This window comes from Streptomyces sp. NPDC048111 (genome assembly GCF_043202815.1).
Taxonomy (GTDB): Bacteria; Actinomycetota; Actinomycetes; order Streptomycetales; family Streptomycetaceae; genus Streptomyces.
Window position 1 is genome coordinate 15,277 of sequence record NZ_JBIDBD010000031.1, and the last position, 13,114, is coordinate 28,390.

At 71.8% G+C, this 13,114-nt stretch carries 12 protein-coding genes; 11 read left to right on the top strand and 1 reads right to left on the bottom strand.

What is annotated here, in order from left to right; genetic code table 11:
* Positions 1-5: 5 nt before the first annotated feature.
* A complete protein-coding gene (locus ACGF3I_RS30350; protein WP_393137593.1) occupies positions 6-1,484 on the top strand; it encodes a GntP family permease in 1,479 nt (492 codons plus the stop codon).
* Positions 1,485-1,660: 176 nt separating this feature from the next.
* On the top strand, positions 1,661-2,536 hold the full coding sequence (locus tag ACGF3I_RS30355; protein WP_393137595.1) for a serine protease: 876 nt from the start codon (positions 1,661-1,663) through the stop codon (positions 2,534-2,536).
* Between the two features lie 75 nt (positions 2,537-2,611).
* Here ACGF3I_RS30355 and ACGF3I_RS30360 read toward each other — a convergent pair whose 3' ends face one another.
* Entirely contained in the window at positions 2,612-4,306 is a 1,695-nt protein-coding gene (locus ACGF3I_RS30360) for a chitinase (RefSeq protein ID WP_393137596.1), read from the bottom strand.
* A gap of 464 nt (positions 4,307-4,770) precedes the next feature.
* Between ACGF3I_RS30360 and ACGF3I_RS30365 the strand changes: the two genes are divergently transcribed.
* The 9 genes from ACGF3I_RS30365 (at position 4,771) to ACGF3I_RS30405 (ending at position 13,108) form a co-directional block, all read left to right on the top strand.
* On the top strand, positions 4,771-5,706 hold the full coding sequence (locus tag ACGF3I_RS30365) for a hypothetical protein (protein ID WP_393137598.1): 936 nt from the start codon (positions 4,771-4,773) through the stop codon (positions 5,704-5,706).
* A 69-nt stretch (positions 5,707-5,775) separates the two neighbouring features.
* Positions 5,776-6,483, top strand: a complete 708-nt coding sequence (gene cpaB / locus ACGF3I_RS30370) for a Flp pilus assembly protein CpaB (RefSeq protein WP_393137600.1) — start codon at positions 5,776-5,778, stop codon at positions 6,481-6,483.
* A 7-nt stretch (positions 6,484-6,490) separates the two neighbouring features.
* Positions 6,491-7,729, top strand: coding sequence for a CpaE family protein (locus ACGF3I_RS30375; RefSeq protein ID WP_393137602.1), 1,239 nt, complete (start codon positions 6,491-6,493; stop codon positions 7,727-7,729).
* Complete coding sequence (locus tag ACGF3I_RS30380; protein WP_393137604.1) at positions 7,729-8,112, top strand: TadE/TadG family type IV pilus assembly protein; 384 nt, start codon at positions 7,729-7,731, stop codon at positions 8,110-8,112. The genes ACGF3I_RS30375 and ACGF3I_RS30380 overlap by 1 nt, the downstream gene beginning before the upstream one ends.
* A gap of 3 nt (positions 8,113-8,115) precedes the next feature.
* Positions 8,116-8,541: a TadE/TadG family type IV pilus assembly protein gene (locus ACGF3I_RS30385; protein WP_393137606.1), complete on the top strand. Its 426-nt coding sequence runs from the start codon at positions 8,116-8,118 to the stop codon at positions 8,539-8,541.
* Positions 8,538-9,875: a CpaF family protein gene (locus ACGF3I_RS30390; RefSeq protein WP_393137608.1), complete on the top strand. Its 1,338-nt coding sequence runs from the start codon at positions 8,538-8,540 to the stop codon at positions 9,873-9,875. Before ACGF3I_RS30385 ends, ACGF3I_RS30390 begins: the two co-directional genes overlap by 4 nt.
* A 14-nt stretch (positions 9,876-9,889) precedes the next feature.
* Positions 9,890-10,825: a type II secretion system F family protein gene (locus tag ACGF3I_RS30395; RefSeq protein WP_393137609.1), complete on the top strand. Its 936-nt coding sequence runs from the start codon at positions 9,890-9,892 to the stop codon at positions 10,823-10,825.
* An 85-nt stretch (positions 10,826-10,910) separates the two neighbouring features.
* Complete coding sequence (locus tag ACGF3I_RS30400; RefSeq protein WP_393137611.1) at positions 10,911-11,804, top strand: DUF5936 domain-containing protein; 894 nt, start codon at positions 10,911-10,913, stop codon at positions 11,802-11,804.
* The gene (locus tag ACGF3I_RS30405) at positions 11,801-13,108 is read left to right on the top strand and encodes a sensor histidine kinase (RefSeq protein ID WP_393137613.1); all 1,308 of its coding nucleotides are present in this window, start codon (positions 11,801-11,803) and stop codon (positions 13,106-13,108) included. Before ACGF3I_RS30400 ends, ACGF3I_RS30405 begins: the two co-directional genes overlap by 4 nt.
* Positions 13,109-13,114 lie beyond the last annotated feature (6 nt).

Genomic DNA, 13,114 nt, shown 5'->3' on the forward strand with positions numbered 1-13,114 from the left:
GGCACATGTCGTTCCACGCTTTCGCGGCCGCCGCCTCGCCGCCCCCCGTGCACACGGGCGGCATCCTCCCGCTCATCGGCGGCACCGCCGGTCTGCTGACCGTCGCCGTCCTCGGCATCGCGCTGCTGCTCTTCCTGATCATCAAGGTCAGACTCCAGCCCTTCGTGGCGCTGCTCGCGGTCTCCATAGCCGTCGGCCTCGGCGCCGGCCTCTCGGTCACGGAGCTGTTCGGCACGGTGCAGAAGTCCGCCGCCGTCTCGGTCATCGAGTCCGGCATGGGCGGCATCCTCGGACACGTGGCGATCATCATCGGGCTGGGCACGATGCTCGGCGCGATCCTCGAAGTCAGCGGCGGCGCCGAGGTGTTGAGCGGTCGGCTGCTCCGCCTGTTCGGCGAGCGGCGCGCCCCCCTCGCGATGGGGCTCACCGGCCTGATCTTCGGCATCCCGGTCTTCTTCGACGTGGGCATCTTCGTCCTCGCGCCGATCGTGTACGCCGCCGCCAAGCGGTCCGGCAAGTCGATCCTGCTGTACTGCATGCCGCTGCTCGCGGGCCTGTCCATGACCCACGCCTTCCTGCCGCCGCACCCCGGCCCGGTGGCCGCGGCCGGTCTGTTCCACGTCTCGCTCGGCTGGGTCATCCTGATGGGCGCCCTGGTCGGCATCCCCTCGGTGCTGGCCGCCTGGGGCTACGCGGCCTGGATCGGCAAGCGCATCTTCGTCGAGGTCCCGCAGGACATGCTGGAGGCCGCCGAGGAGGCCAAGGCCGCCGTCGCCGCCGAGCAGCAGGCCAGTGGCGTCACCCCGCGCGAGGAGCCGGCCCCGCTCGGCGCCGTGCTCGCCATCATCGGCACCCCGCTGGTCCTGATCCTGGCGGCCACCTTCTCCTCGATCGCCCTCGACCCGTCCACGCCGCGCTCGGTCCTGGAGTTCTTCGGCAACCCCTTCGTGGCCCTGACCATCGCGCTGATCCTGGCCTACTACCTGCTGGGCATCCGGCGCGGCTGGTCGCGCAAGTCCCTGGAGACGGTGTCCACCTCGTCCCTGAAGCCGGTCGGCAACATCCTGCTGGTGGTCGGCGCGGGCGGCGTCTTCGGCGCGGTCCTCAAGGCCTCGGGCATCGCGGACGCCCTGGCCACCACCTTCAACAACGTGGGCCTGCCGGTCATCCTGCTGGCCTGGCTCATCTCCCTCGTACTGCGCGTGGCCCAGGGCTCGGCGACCGTGGCCATCGTCACCACGGCCGGCATCGTGGTGCCCCTGGTGGAGGGCGCCGGGTACTCCCAGGCCCATCTCGCGCTGATCATCATGGCCATCTCGGCGGGCTCGATCTTCGCCTCGCACGTCAACGACGGCGGCTTCTGGATGGTCGCCAAGTACTTCGGCATCAGCGAACGCGACACCCTCAAGTCCTGGACCGTCCTGGAGTCGGTCCTGTCGGTGGCGGGCTTCGCCGTGGCGGCGCTCCTGAGCCTGGTGATCTAGGGCGGCGAGAGCGGACAACGGGGGCGCCCCTGCTCGAAGGGCGCCCCCTTCGGCATGCCCCGATGGTGTCAACCCGAGCCGCCCTCTTGCCCGTTGACCATGTGAGCACCAACAATGCGCATGACAAAACCGCACCTCTTCATCATCCGAGCAACCCCCACAAAGGGATCCCCCACATGAAGAAGTCCTACGTCGGCGCACTCGGCGCCGTCAGTGCCCTGCTGCTCGCCGCCGCGGGCGCGGCACCCGCCGTCGCCGCGCAGACCTCCGACGCCCCGGCGGCCCCGGTCACCACCCCGGCCAAGGCGGCCCCCGTCAAGGCGGTCACCTTCGCCGGCACGGTGGCGCTCAGCAACTGTTCGGGCTCCGTGGTCCGTACGCCCTCCTCGCAGCCGAGCGACCCCGCGCTCGTGCTGTCCAACGGCCACTGCCTGGAAACCGGCTTCCCCGCCGCCGGCGAGGTCATCACCGACCAGCCGTCGTCGCGCACGTTCTCGCTGCTGAACAGCTCGGGCTCGAAGGTCGCCACCCTGCGCGCCAGCAAGGTCTCGTACGCCACGATGACCGACACGGACATCTCGATCTATCAGCTCAGCACGACCTACGCCAAGATCCAGAGCCAGTACGGCATCAGCGCGCTGACCCTCAACGACGCGCACCCGACGCAGGGTTCGGCCATCAAGGTCGTCTCCGGCTACTGGAAGCGCACCTACAGCTGCAACGTCGACGGCTTCGTCTACCGGCTGAAGGAGGGCGACTGGACCTGGAGGGACTCGGTCCGCTACACCTCCTCGTGCAACACCATCGGCGGCACCTCCGGCTCCCCGGTGATCGACACCACCACCGGCAAGGTCGTGGCCGTCAACAACACGGGCAACGAGGACGGCGAGCGCTGCACGGAGAACAACCCGTGCGAGGTCGACCAGAACGGCAACGTCACCGTCCGCCAGGGCATCAACTACGCCCAGGAGACGTACATCATCGTGCCCTGCATAGGCGCGGGCAACAAGATCGACCTGAACCGGGCCGGCTGCACCCTGCCCAAGCCGTGACCCGCTAGATCCCCGTACGACAGTGGCGCCCCCCGCAGCAGCGGGGGGCGCCTTCGTGTGGTGCGGGGGAGGCGGTTACGGCAGGGCGTGGACGTGCGGGCCGACCGCGTTCGACCAGGCGTTGCCCGACTTGGCGTCCCAGTTGGTGGACCAGGTCATCGCGCCGCGCAGGGTCGGATACGTCTTGGCGGGCTTGAAGTTCCCGCAGCTCGTGCCCTTGGTCAGGCAGTCGAGCGCCGCGTTCACCACGGACGGCGATACGTAGCCGCTGCCCGCGCCGGACGTGGAGGCCGGCACGCCGAGACCGACCTGCGAGGGGTCGAGCCCGCCCTGGAGCTGGATGCAGGCGAGCGCGGTGAGGAAGTCGACCGTGCCCTGGGAGTAGACGTTGCCGTCACAGCCGTTCATCGAACCGCTGTTGTAGTACTGCATGTTGACGACGGTCAGGATGTCCTTGATGTTGAGCGCCGTCTTGAAGTACTCGTTCGACGGAGACTGCATGTCGATGGTCTGCGGGGCCATCGTGATGACGGTGTCGGCGCCGCCCTTGGCCGCGATCGACTTCAGCGCCTGCGTCATGTAGGTGGAGTTGAGGCCGTTCTCCAGGTCGATGTCGACCCCGTCGAAGCCGTACGTCTGCATCAGCGAGTAGACCGAGTTGGCGAAGTTGTTCGCCGAGGCGGAGTCGCTCACCGAGATGGTGCCGTTCTGGCCGCCGATCGAGATGATCACCGACTTGCCCGCCGCGTGCTTGGCCGCGATGTCCGCCTTGAACTGGTCGACGGTGTAGCCGCCGAGCCCGGCCGAGTCGAGCGTGAAGGAGACCGCTCCCGGAGTCGAGGTGGCGTCGGCGAAGGCGACCGCGATGATGTCGTAGTTCGCGGGCACGTCGCTGAGCTTCTGGACGGTGGCGCCGTTGTTGAAGTTCTGCCAGTAGCCGGTCACCGCGTGCTTGGGCACGGTGCCGCCGCCCGGGTTGCCGCCCGAGGGCGCGGTGGTGACGGTGACCGCCGCCGACTTCGGGGACTCGCCCGCGGCATTGGTCGCGCTCACCTGGAACTGGTACGAGGTCGACGCGCTCAGCCCGGTCACGGTCGCCGAACTGCCCGTCACCGACTGCACCTTGGTGCCGCCCTGGTAGACGTTGTACCCGGTCGCGTTGGACACCGCGCCCCACGACAGGTTCACCGAGGACGAGCCGGCCGAGCCGGCCGTGAGTCCGCCCGGCGCCGCCGGGACCGTCGGGGCCGGGTCGCCGCCCCCGCCGCCGTCGGGTCCGTACACGGAGATGTCGTCGGCGTAGTAGGCGGGCTGTCCGTACCAGCCGTGGGTGTAGATCTGCACCGAGGTGGTGGAGGCGCCGGTCTTGAAGGTGGTGGACAGCTGGGCGTAGCCGCTGCCGGTGCCGGGCGTCCACGTCGAGACGTCACTGGTGCCGGTGCCGCTCGCGCCGAGGTAGACGTAGCTGCCCTGGACCCAGGCGCTCAGCGTGTAGGTCGAGTTGGGCTTGACGGCGACGGTCTGCGAACACTGGGCGTTGTCGGCGCCGGCGGGGGTGGCCCTGAGGGCGGAGGTCCCGCCGTGCACCGGCGACGACACCGTGGCGCCGCTGCCGCCGGAGCAGTTCCAGTTGCCGAGGCCCGACTCGAACCCGGCGTTCTTGGCGTTGTTGACGTCGGCCGCCTGGGCCGTACCGGAGAGCCCGGCTATGGACAGGGCGCCGGCCGCGGCCACGGCCAGGGCGAGCCTTGCATGTCTCGCGCGGTTCACTTGCTGCCTCCGGGAGGGGAGTGGGGAGGGTGGGGAGAGGGGCGGGGGAAGCGAACGGGGTGGGGCGGGGAGGTGGAGCGGGGGGAGCGGGACGGGGAAGCGGGAGGTGGTCTGGCGTCCTGGTCGCACAACATGGTCCAGACCAATTGGGTTGTCAAGACCTCTGGCAGGGAGCCGTGCGCCGGCCTCCGGGCCGCGGCCCCGCCGGGCACAGGATCAATTCCGGCCGCGCGCTTTGGCCGACTTCCATCGCAACTCCCGTCCCAGGAGCACCAAAACCGGCCGTGCGGGCACATAGGAAAGGAGAAGACGGTTCTCCCGCCGGTAGGTCGTGGATAAAGTGCTGAGGCAGGTGGGAATGGCAGGGATCAGTTGCGGTCGTGGGGGCTCGCACAGGGCTCGCGCGCCGAAGGGAACGGGGGCCACCACGTGGCGACCGCGATCAGCGAACGGGGGTACCGGACGTGCCGACCGCGATAGCCGTCACCAGCCCCGACCTGGTGCTGCCGCCGACCGACCCGCAGACGCCGCCGGCGGCGCTGCTCCAGTCGCCGGACGCCCAGCCGCTCGACTCCGCACTCGTCGACATGCACCGACTTCTGGAACAGCACGGATATGTCATCGCCCTCTGTCCGGCGTCCGTGGGAGCGGCTCATGAACGCCGGCTGCACACCGTACGGTCGCTTCTGGAAACCGATCGGATCACGCTGATCAAATCCGAACTGCCTCCGCTCGGACTCGCCTTATTGGTACGGCAGTTGAGGCAGCTCTCGGTCTGCGACTTCAGCCCCGGGGTCATCGCTTCGGCGGCCCGGCTGCTCTCGCACTACATCCACGCCGGCGCCGTCCTGAACTCGGTGACCCGTCTGGAGCGCGTCCCGGTGGGCCTCACCGCGCACGCCAGGTCGTGGATGCCGGGCAGCCAGTTCGCCGTCCTCGCCAACCCCCGGCCCGAGCTGGTCAGGGTCGGCCCCGGGGCGAGCCTGCCCGGGCCCGACTTCGCCTGTGAGCTGCTGGTGGCCCGCGGCGCCGCGAGCGGCGACTGGGTCACCGGCACGCTGGCGCCCGCCTGGCGGGTCAGGGCCGTACAGGAGGCCCCGCTCCCGGCCGACTCGGCCGCCTGGTGGGGCACCGGCAAGATCACCGAATTCGCCGCGTACCTGCCCGACATCTCGGTGCTCTACCAGCTCGTCGCCTCCGTGCGGCGCGAACAGTGCCGCTGGTGCGCCATGGAACTCATCGGCGACCGCTGCGGATTCTGCTCCTCGCACCAGCCGGGCGACGAGGAGTCCGCCACGCCCCACGGGGCCGCCGCCCTCGGACCCGTGCCCGCCTCCGCCTACCGCGCCCGTCCGCTCACCCGGGCCGAGCGCCGCCGCGCCATCGCCCCCGGACCCTGACCCCGGGGCACCCGCTCGGCCCGCACTTGCCCGCTCTGCCCCACGTCTGCGAACGAGGTCGTACGGTCAATGAACTCCCGCCAGCGCCGCGGCATCATCCTTCTCCTCCTCTCGGTCCTGTGCGCCCTCGGCGCCTTCGCCGGGGTGCTCACGGTGATCAGCGACGTCGACTCCAAGGTGGGGCCCGAGGTGACGGCGTACAAGCTCAAGGACGACATCGACGCCTACGCGCCCCTGAAGGCCGACCAGTTCGCCAGGACGAGCATGCCCAAACGGTGGCTGTCCGACGGCGCGGTCACCGACCTCTCGGACGTCATCGGCAAGATGGCCGCCACGCACCTCACCAAGGGCTCGCTGCTCCAGGCCGGCATGTTCACCGACCGGCCCCAACTCAAGCCCGGTGAACAGGAGATCGCCATCATGATCGACTCGGCGACCGGGGTGGCCGGAAAGATCAACGGGAACGACACCGTGAACATCTTCGCCACCTTCGCCGCCACCAAGCAGGGCGACACCCCGGTCTCCAAACTGATCGTCGCGAACGCGCGGGTCATCGCGGTGGGCCAGCTCCAGGCGCTCAACCCCTCCGCCTCCGACAAGAACCAGGCCACCCAGGCCGTGCCGATCACCTTCGCCCTCGGCACCCTCGACGCCCAACGCGTCGCCTACGCCGAGTCGTTCGCCACCCATGTCCGGCTCGCCCTGGTCGGCCGCGGCAACGGCGACACCACCATCCCGCCCGGCGACCGTACGTACCGGCTCGAAAAGGACCAGTGAGGCGCGGATGACCACCAGAATCCTGCCGGCCGTCGCCGACGCGGACGCCGCTCGGTCCGTGACCACCCTGCTCAGTCAGCTCCCCGACGCCGAGCCCGCGATGCCCGTCGCCGACTCGACGCAGCTCCTGGACACCCTGGCCCGCTGCGCCGGGGAGTCCCTCGACGAGCTGCCCGAGGTCGTCCTCGTCCACGAGCGCATCGGCCCGCTGCCGGCCCTCGAACTCATCCGCGAGGTGGCCCTGCGCTTCCCCGCGGTCGGCGTCGTCCTGATCTCCTCCGACGCCGGGCCCGCGGTGTTCTCCGCCGCGATGGACGCCGGCGCCCGCGGCCTGGTCGCGCTGCCCCTGTCGTACGAGGAACTCGCGGTACGCGTCCAGGCGGCGGCCCAGTGGTCGGCGGGGGTGCGCCGGCACCTGGGGGCGAACCTCGACGTGTTCGCCGGGCCCGGCGGCACCGTCACCACCGTGACCGGGGCCAAGGGCGGCGTCGGCACCACCGTGGTCGCCGTTCAACTCGCCCTGGCCGCACGGGCGTCGGGCCGCACCACCGTGCTGCTCGACCTGGACCTCCAGGCCGGGGACGTCGCCTCCTACCTCGACGTCCAGTTCCGGCGCTCCATCGCCGACCTGGCCGCGATCACCGACATCTCGCCCCGGGTCCTGGCCGACGCCGTCTTCACCCACGAGAGCGGGCTCGCCCTGCTGCTCGCCCCCGGCGAGGGCGAACGCGGCGAGGAGGTCACCGACCGGGCCGCCCGTCAGATCATCGGCGCCCTGCGCACCCGCTACGAGGCGGTGATCGTGGACTGCGGCACCCAGATGACGGCGGCCAACGCCGCCGCCGTCGAGACGGCCGACGTGGCGCTGCTCGTCACCACCCCCGACGTCGTGTCCGTCCGGGGCGCCAAGCGCACCGTACGGATGTGGGACCGGCTCCAGATCCGCAAGGCCGAGGAGACCACCACCGTGGTCAACCGGCACACCCGTACCACCGAGATCCAGCCCGCGCTCATCCAGAAGATCACCGGCACCCGTATCGCCCAGACCGCCGTGCCGGCCCACTTCAAGGAGCTCCAGGGCTGTGTCGACGCGGGCCGGCTGCACGACCTGGACGCCCGCGGCACCGTACGCCAGGCGCTGTGGGCGCTGGCCGGTGAACTCGGCCTGCTCAAGGCGCCGGAGGGCCGGGCGAAGGCGCGGGCCGCCCGGGGCTCGGGCCTGGTGCTGCGGCGCAGGGGCGGCTGATGCGCCCGCTGTGGGCCCGCGCGGGCGGCGGACGGGACCGGGGGCAGACCGTCATCGAGTTCGTCGGCGTGGTGCCGCTGATCCTGCTCCTGCTCGTCGCGCTGTGGCAGTGCGCCCTGGTCGGCTACACCTTCGTCCTCGCGGGCAACGCGGCGGACGAGGGCGCGCGGGCCGGGGCCGCGGCGCAGGGCGACGCGCAGGGCGCCTGCCGCACGGCCGCGCGGCGTGACCTGCCCGCCGCCTTCGAGGGGCGCGCCGAGTGCGGCGAGGACGGCGCCGGCCTGTACCGCGCCACGGTCACCCTCAAGGTGCCCGTCCTGATCCCGGGGGTCCTCAACGGCTTCCCCGTCGACGGCACCGCCGCCCATGTGAAGGAGCGCTGAGCCGTGCGCCTCCCTGAGCGACCGCAGCGCGACCGGGGCCAAGTCGCCCTGGAATACATCGGGTTCGTCGCCCTCCTGCTGCTCGTCGGGCTCGCCGCCATCCAGCTCGGCGTCGCCGCGTACGCCGCGAACCAGGCGGGCACCGCGGCGCGGGCCGCGGCCCGCGCCGCCAGTCTGGACGAGCCGAGGGCGGGGGAGCCGGCCCCCGACCCGGTGGCGGCCGGCACCGCGGCGGTCAGCGGCTGGCTCAAGCCGCGGATCGCGCCCGCCGGGGGTGGCGGGGACGGGGTGAGCTACACCGTCACCATCACCATCCCCAGTGTCGTCCCGGGCCTCGGCGACGGCTTCTTCGGCACCGCCACCCGCACCGCCACGATGCCGAAGCTCCGGCAGCCGAACCGACCCGGGACGACTGGAGATCACACATGAGTCTGCGGGCACGCATCGCGGTCCCCGAGGAGAGCGGCGCCGGACGCGAGGACGGCCATCTGGTCGCCTCCTACCGCGCCAAGCTCCTGGAGGAGATCGACCTCGCGGAGATGTCCTCGCTCGCCGCCGCCGAGCGCCGGGCCCGCCTGGAGCGGGTGCTCGGGCACATCATCAGCCGCGAGGGCCCGGTGCTCTCCACCGCCGAACGGGCCCAGCTGATCCGCCGGGTGGTCGACGAGGCGCTCGGCCTCGGCATCCTGGAACCGCTCCTCGAAGACGCCTCCATCACCGAGATCATGGTGAACGGGCCCGACCAGATCTTCGTGGAGCGCGGTGGCCGGGTGGAGCAGCTTCCCCTGCGGTTCGCCTCGCACGAGCAGCTGATGCAGACGATCGAGCGGATCGTGTCGACGGTCAACCGGCGCGTGGACGAGTCGAACCCCATGGTGGACGCCCGACTGCCGTCCGGCGAGCGCGTCAACGTGATCATCCCGCCGCTCTCGCTGACCGGCGCGACCCTCACCATCCGCCGCTTCCCCAGGTCGTTCACGCTCCAGGAGATGATCGCCTTCGGGTCGCTCGACGAGCACATGCTGCTGCTGCTCGCCGGGCTCGTCCAGGCCCGCTTCAACATCATCGTGTCGGGCGCCACCGGCACCGGCAAGACGACCCTGCTCAACGCCCTGTCCGGGCTGATCCCGCCGCACGAGCGCATCATCACCATCGAGGACTCCGCCGAACTCCAGCTCCAGCAGGCCCACGTCATCCGTCTGGAGTCGCGGCCCCCCAACGTCGAGGGCAAGGGCCACATCTCCATCCGCGACCTCGTGCGCAACTCGCTGCGCATGCGACCCGACCGGATCGTGGTCGGCGAGGTGCGCGGCGGGGAGTCGCTCGACATGCTCCAGGCGATGTCCACCGGCCACGACGGCTCGCTGGCCACCGTCCACGCCAACAGCGCCGAGGACGCCCTGATGCGCCTGCAGACCCTGGCCTCGATGTCCGAGGTGGAGGTCCCCTTCGAGGCGCTGCACGACCAGATCAACTCGGCGGTGGACGTCATCGTCCAGCTCACCCGGCACGCCGACGGCGCCCGCAGAGTCACCGAGATCGCGCTGCTCGAATCGCACGGCCGCGACCCGTACCGCATCACCACCGTCTGCCGCTTCGACGCCCGGCCGATGGCCGCCGACGGCCGCGTCCACGGGCGCTTCCAGTACTTCCCGCTGCCCCGCCGCGTCGCCGACCGGCTCTACCTCGCGGGCCAGCCCGTGCCGCAGGCCTACGGGGTCGCCGCGCACACCGAGCAGCTCGCCGTCCGCCACGCCAACTGACAGGGAAAGCGCAGATGAACCTCTCCTTCCTCACGCTCGGCGTCACCCTGCTCGCCGGGGTGCTCGCGGTCCTGGGGCTGCGCTCCTACGGTGCGGGCCGCGCCCAGCGCGACGCCCTCGTCGACCGGCTCAGCAACCCCGGCGCCGGACACGCCCCCGGCCGGCACCGGCCGTTCCGCGGCGTGGACCGGCGGCTGCGCGGCACCCGGCTCGGCCGCCGCATCGAGCTGAAGCTCGCCGCGACCGGCCTCGACCTCACCCCGGGCGAGTTCTTCGTGTACATGGTGCTGGGGGTGGCCGCGCTGTGGCTGATCGCGGCGTCCGTCCTCGCGTCGTTCTTCGGGCCGATCGCCGGGCTCGCGGGCCTGTGGATCGGCAACTCGTTCCTCAACTGGCAGCGCCAGAAACGCATCGAGCGCTTCATCAACCAGCTGCCCGAACTCTCCCGCATCCTCGCCAACGCCACTCAGGCCGGGCTCGCGCTGCGCACCGCGATCGCCATGGCGGCCGAGGAGATGGAGGCGCCGGCCGCCGAGGAACTGGGCCGGGTCACCGACCGGCTCGCCATGGGCGAGTCCCTGGAGGACGCGCTCGGCGAGATCGCCGAGCGGCTGCCCTCGCGCGAACTGGTCGTCCTGGTCACCACGCTGGTGCTCGCGAACCGGGCCGGCGGCACCGTGGTCAGCTCCCTGCGCAACCTCACCACCACCCTGGAGGAGCGCAAGGAGACCCGGCGCGAGGTGCGCACCACGCTCGCCCAGGTGACCGTCACCGCGTACGCCGTGCCGGGCTTCGGCATGGCCGCGCTCCTCATGCTCAACGCGGTGATGCCCGGCGCCCTCGACCGCATGACGGGCGCCCTGCTGGGCCAGGCGGCCGTCCTGATCTCGATCGCCCTGTACGCCCTCGGCTTCGTCGTGGTGCGCCGCCTGTCCCGCATCGACGTATGAACCGGGTCCGCCCACCCGTGACGGCACCGGCCGTCCGGGCGCCACGAACGCCACGAGCGACACGAGAGAGGGGAGTGAGCGACGCATGGGACTGCTCTTCGCGGCCCTGATGGGCCTGGCCGTGTACGGGATGTTCCTCGGCATCCGCATGTACCGGGCCGAGGTGAAGCTCCCGAGCGACCTCTCGGTGGCCCTGGAGGTCGGCGCGACCCGGACCACCGCCGTCGGCTCGGCCGTGGACCGGGCGGGCATGCGCTGGGCCCCCGCCGTGCTGCGCCTGATGGGCCCCGAGCGGGTCGCGCGCAAGCGCCGCCAGATCGACCTCGCGGGCAACCCGGGCGGCCTCACCGTCGACCGGTACGCGGCCCGCCGCGCCGTGTACGGGCTGCTGGGCGCGGCAGCCGCACTGATCATGCTGCTCGAAGGGCACTGGATCCTCGCCCTGGTGATGGTGGCGTTCGCGCTGTTCTGGGTCGAGGTCGGCATCTGGTCGGCCGTGCGGGTGCGCCGCGACCACATCGAGCGCACACTGCCCGACTTCCTCGACGTGCTCGCCGTCGTGGTCAGCGCCGGCCTCGGCTTCCGCCAGGCCCTCGACCGCGTCGCCGAGAAGTACGAGGGCCCGTGGTCGGACGAACTGCGCATCACCCTGCGGCAGATGGACATGGGCGTCAGCCGCCGCGAGGCGTTCGAGGAGCTGCGCAGGCGCAACGACTCCGAGCAGGTCGCGATGTTCGTGACCGCGCTCCAGCAGGGCGAGGAACTGGGCGCGCCGATCGTGGAGACCCTGATAGCCATCGCCGCCGACATGCGCCGCACCGACGCGCAGAACGCCCGCCGCAAAGCCGCCCGCGCGGTCCCCAAGGCCACCTTCGCCGTCACGACCTTTCTGCTGCCGGGCACGTTGATCCTGCTCACGGTCGGCTTCGTCTACGGCGCGAACCTGGACTTCGGGGGCTTTCTGGGAGGCCCGAAGTGAGCTTCCCACTCGTGGCGCCACCAAGGGGGTTGACGATGCCCACTCGTCGCCGCGACGCATCGGCGGCGCCACCGCCGCCGACCCTCGCGCTCCAGGTCAACGCCCTCCAGGCGATGTGCCGCCAGGTGTTCGGCTTCCGCCTCGCGATGATCGCGATCGGCGCGCCGTTCGCGCTCTCGGGCGCCGCCGACGGCGCCCCCGGGCTGCTCGTGGGATCGGCGGTCCTGGTCACCTTCATGGGCTCGTACGTCCTGTTCCGCGACTGGGAGCGGTTCGGGCCGCTGCTGCTGCGCCACCCCTGGCTGCTCGCGGCCGACGCCGTGTTCGGCGCGCTCCTGCTGATCACGGCGACCCCCGAGTCCTCGCTCGGCTACGTCACCACCTGCACCCCGCTGCTCGCCGGCCTGGTCTACGGCTGGCGCGGCGCGGGCCTCTTCGCGGGCCTCCAGGTGGCGATCCTCGCCCTGGTGTTCGCGACCGGCCCGCGCCACCAACTGGCCGACGCCTCGGCGCTGTTGCTGCCCGGCTTCTGCGTCATCGCGGGCGCGGTCGGCGTCACCATCCGCAACCTCCTGTTCCGCTTCGGCGCCGCGAGCCAGGCCCTGACGGAGACGCGGGCCCGCCTCGCGGCGCACGACGCGGTGGAGGAGGAGCGGGCCCGCCTGGCCCGCGACCTGCACGACTCGGTGGCCAAGACCCTGTACGGCCTGGCCCTCGCCGCCGACGGCCTGGCCGCCTGCGCCGACCGCCTCGACCCGGCCGCCGTCCGGCGCCAGGCCGAACTGGTGGCGCGGTCCGCGCGCCGTGCGGCGGCCGAGTCCCGCGAGCTCCTCGGTGATCTGCGGCGTACCCGGGGAGAGGTGAACGTCCTGGCCGAACTGTCGGGCGCGGTACGCGACTTCACCCACCGAACCGGCATGCGGGTGGCCTGGACGGTACGCGGCGACGGCCCGGCCCCGATGCTCCCGGCCGGGGTGGCCCGCCAGCTCCTGACCATCGCGGGCGAGGCCCTGGACAATGCGCAGCGCCACGCGGGGGCGGGCCGCGTGGGCGTGACGGCCGGGGTGGAAGGACCCTTGTTCCGCCTGACGATCCGCGACGACGGCCGGGGCCTGCCCCCCGGCACCAGCCTCGACGACCTCCGCCGCACCGGCCACTTCGGTCTGGTGGGCATGGTGGAACGGGCGGCGGCGATCGGCGCGCGGATCAGGGTGGGGCGGGGGGCGTCGCCGACGGGGACGGAGGTCCGGGTGGAACTTCCGCTGCCCGCGCCGGGGTTGGGCCAGGATGGTGATGCGGTATGACCCTGA

What these genes read in the sequence shown, in the direction of transcription:
- ACGF3I_RS30350 (WP_393137593.1), top strand. Translation starts at nt 6, where the DNA reads ATGTCGTTCCACGCTTTCGCGGCCGCCGCCTCGCCGCCCCCCGTGCAC.
- ACGF3I_RS30355 (WP_393137595.1), top strand. Translation starts at nt 1,661, where the DNA reads ATGAAGAAGTCCTACGTCGGCGCACTCGGCGCCGTCAGTGCCCTGCTG.
- cpaB (WP_393137600.1), top strand. Translation starts at nt 5,776, where the DNA reads ATGAACTCCCGCCAGCGCCGCGGCATCATCCTTCTCCTCCTCTCGGTC.
- ACGF3I_RS30375 (WP_393137602.1), top strand. Translation starts at nt 6,491, where the DNA reads ATGACCACCAGAATCCTGCCGGCCGTCGCCGACGCGGACGCCGCTCGG.
- ACGF3I_RS30380 (WP_393137604.1), top strand. Translation starts at nt 7,729, where the DNA reads ATGCGCCCGCTGTGGGCCCGCGCGGGCGGCGGACGGGACCGGGGGCAG.
- ACGF3I_RS30390 (WP_393137608.1), top strand. Translation starts at nt 8,538, where the DNA reads ATGAGTCTGCGGGCACGCATCGCGGTCCCCGAGGAGAGCGGCGCCGGA.
- ACGF3I_RS30395 (WP_393137609.1), top strand. Translation starts at nt 9,890, where the DNA reads ATGAACCTCTCCTTCCTCACGCTCGGCGTCACCCTGCTCGCCGGGGTG.
- ACGF3I_RS30400 (WP_393137611.1), top strand. Translation starts at nt 10,911, where the DNA reads ATGGGACTGCTCTTCGCGGCCCTGATGGGCCTGGCCGTGTACGGGATG.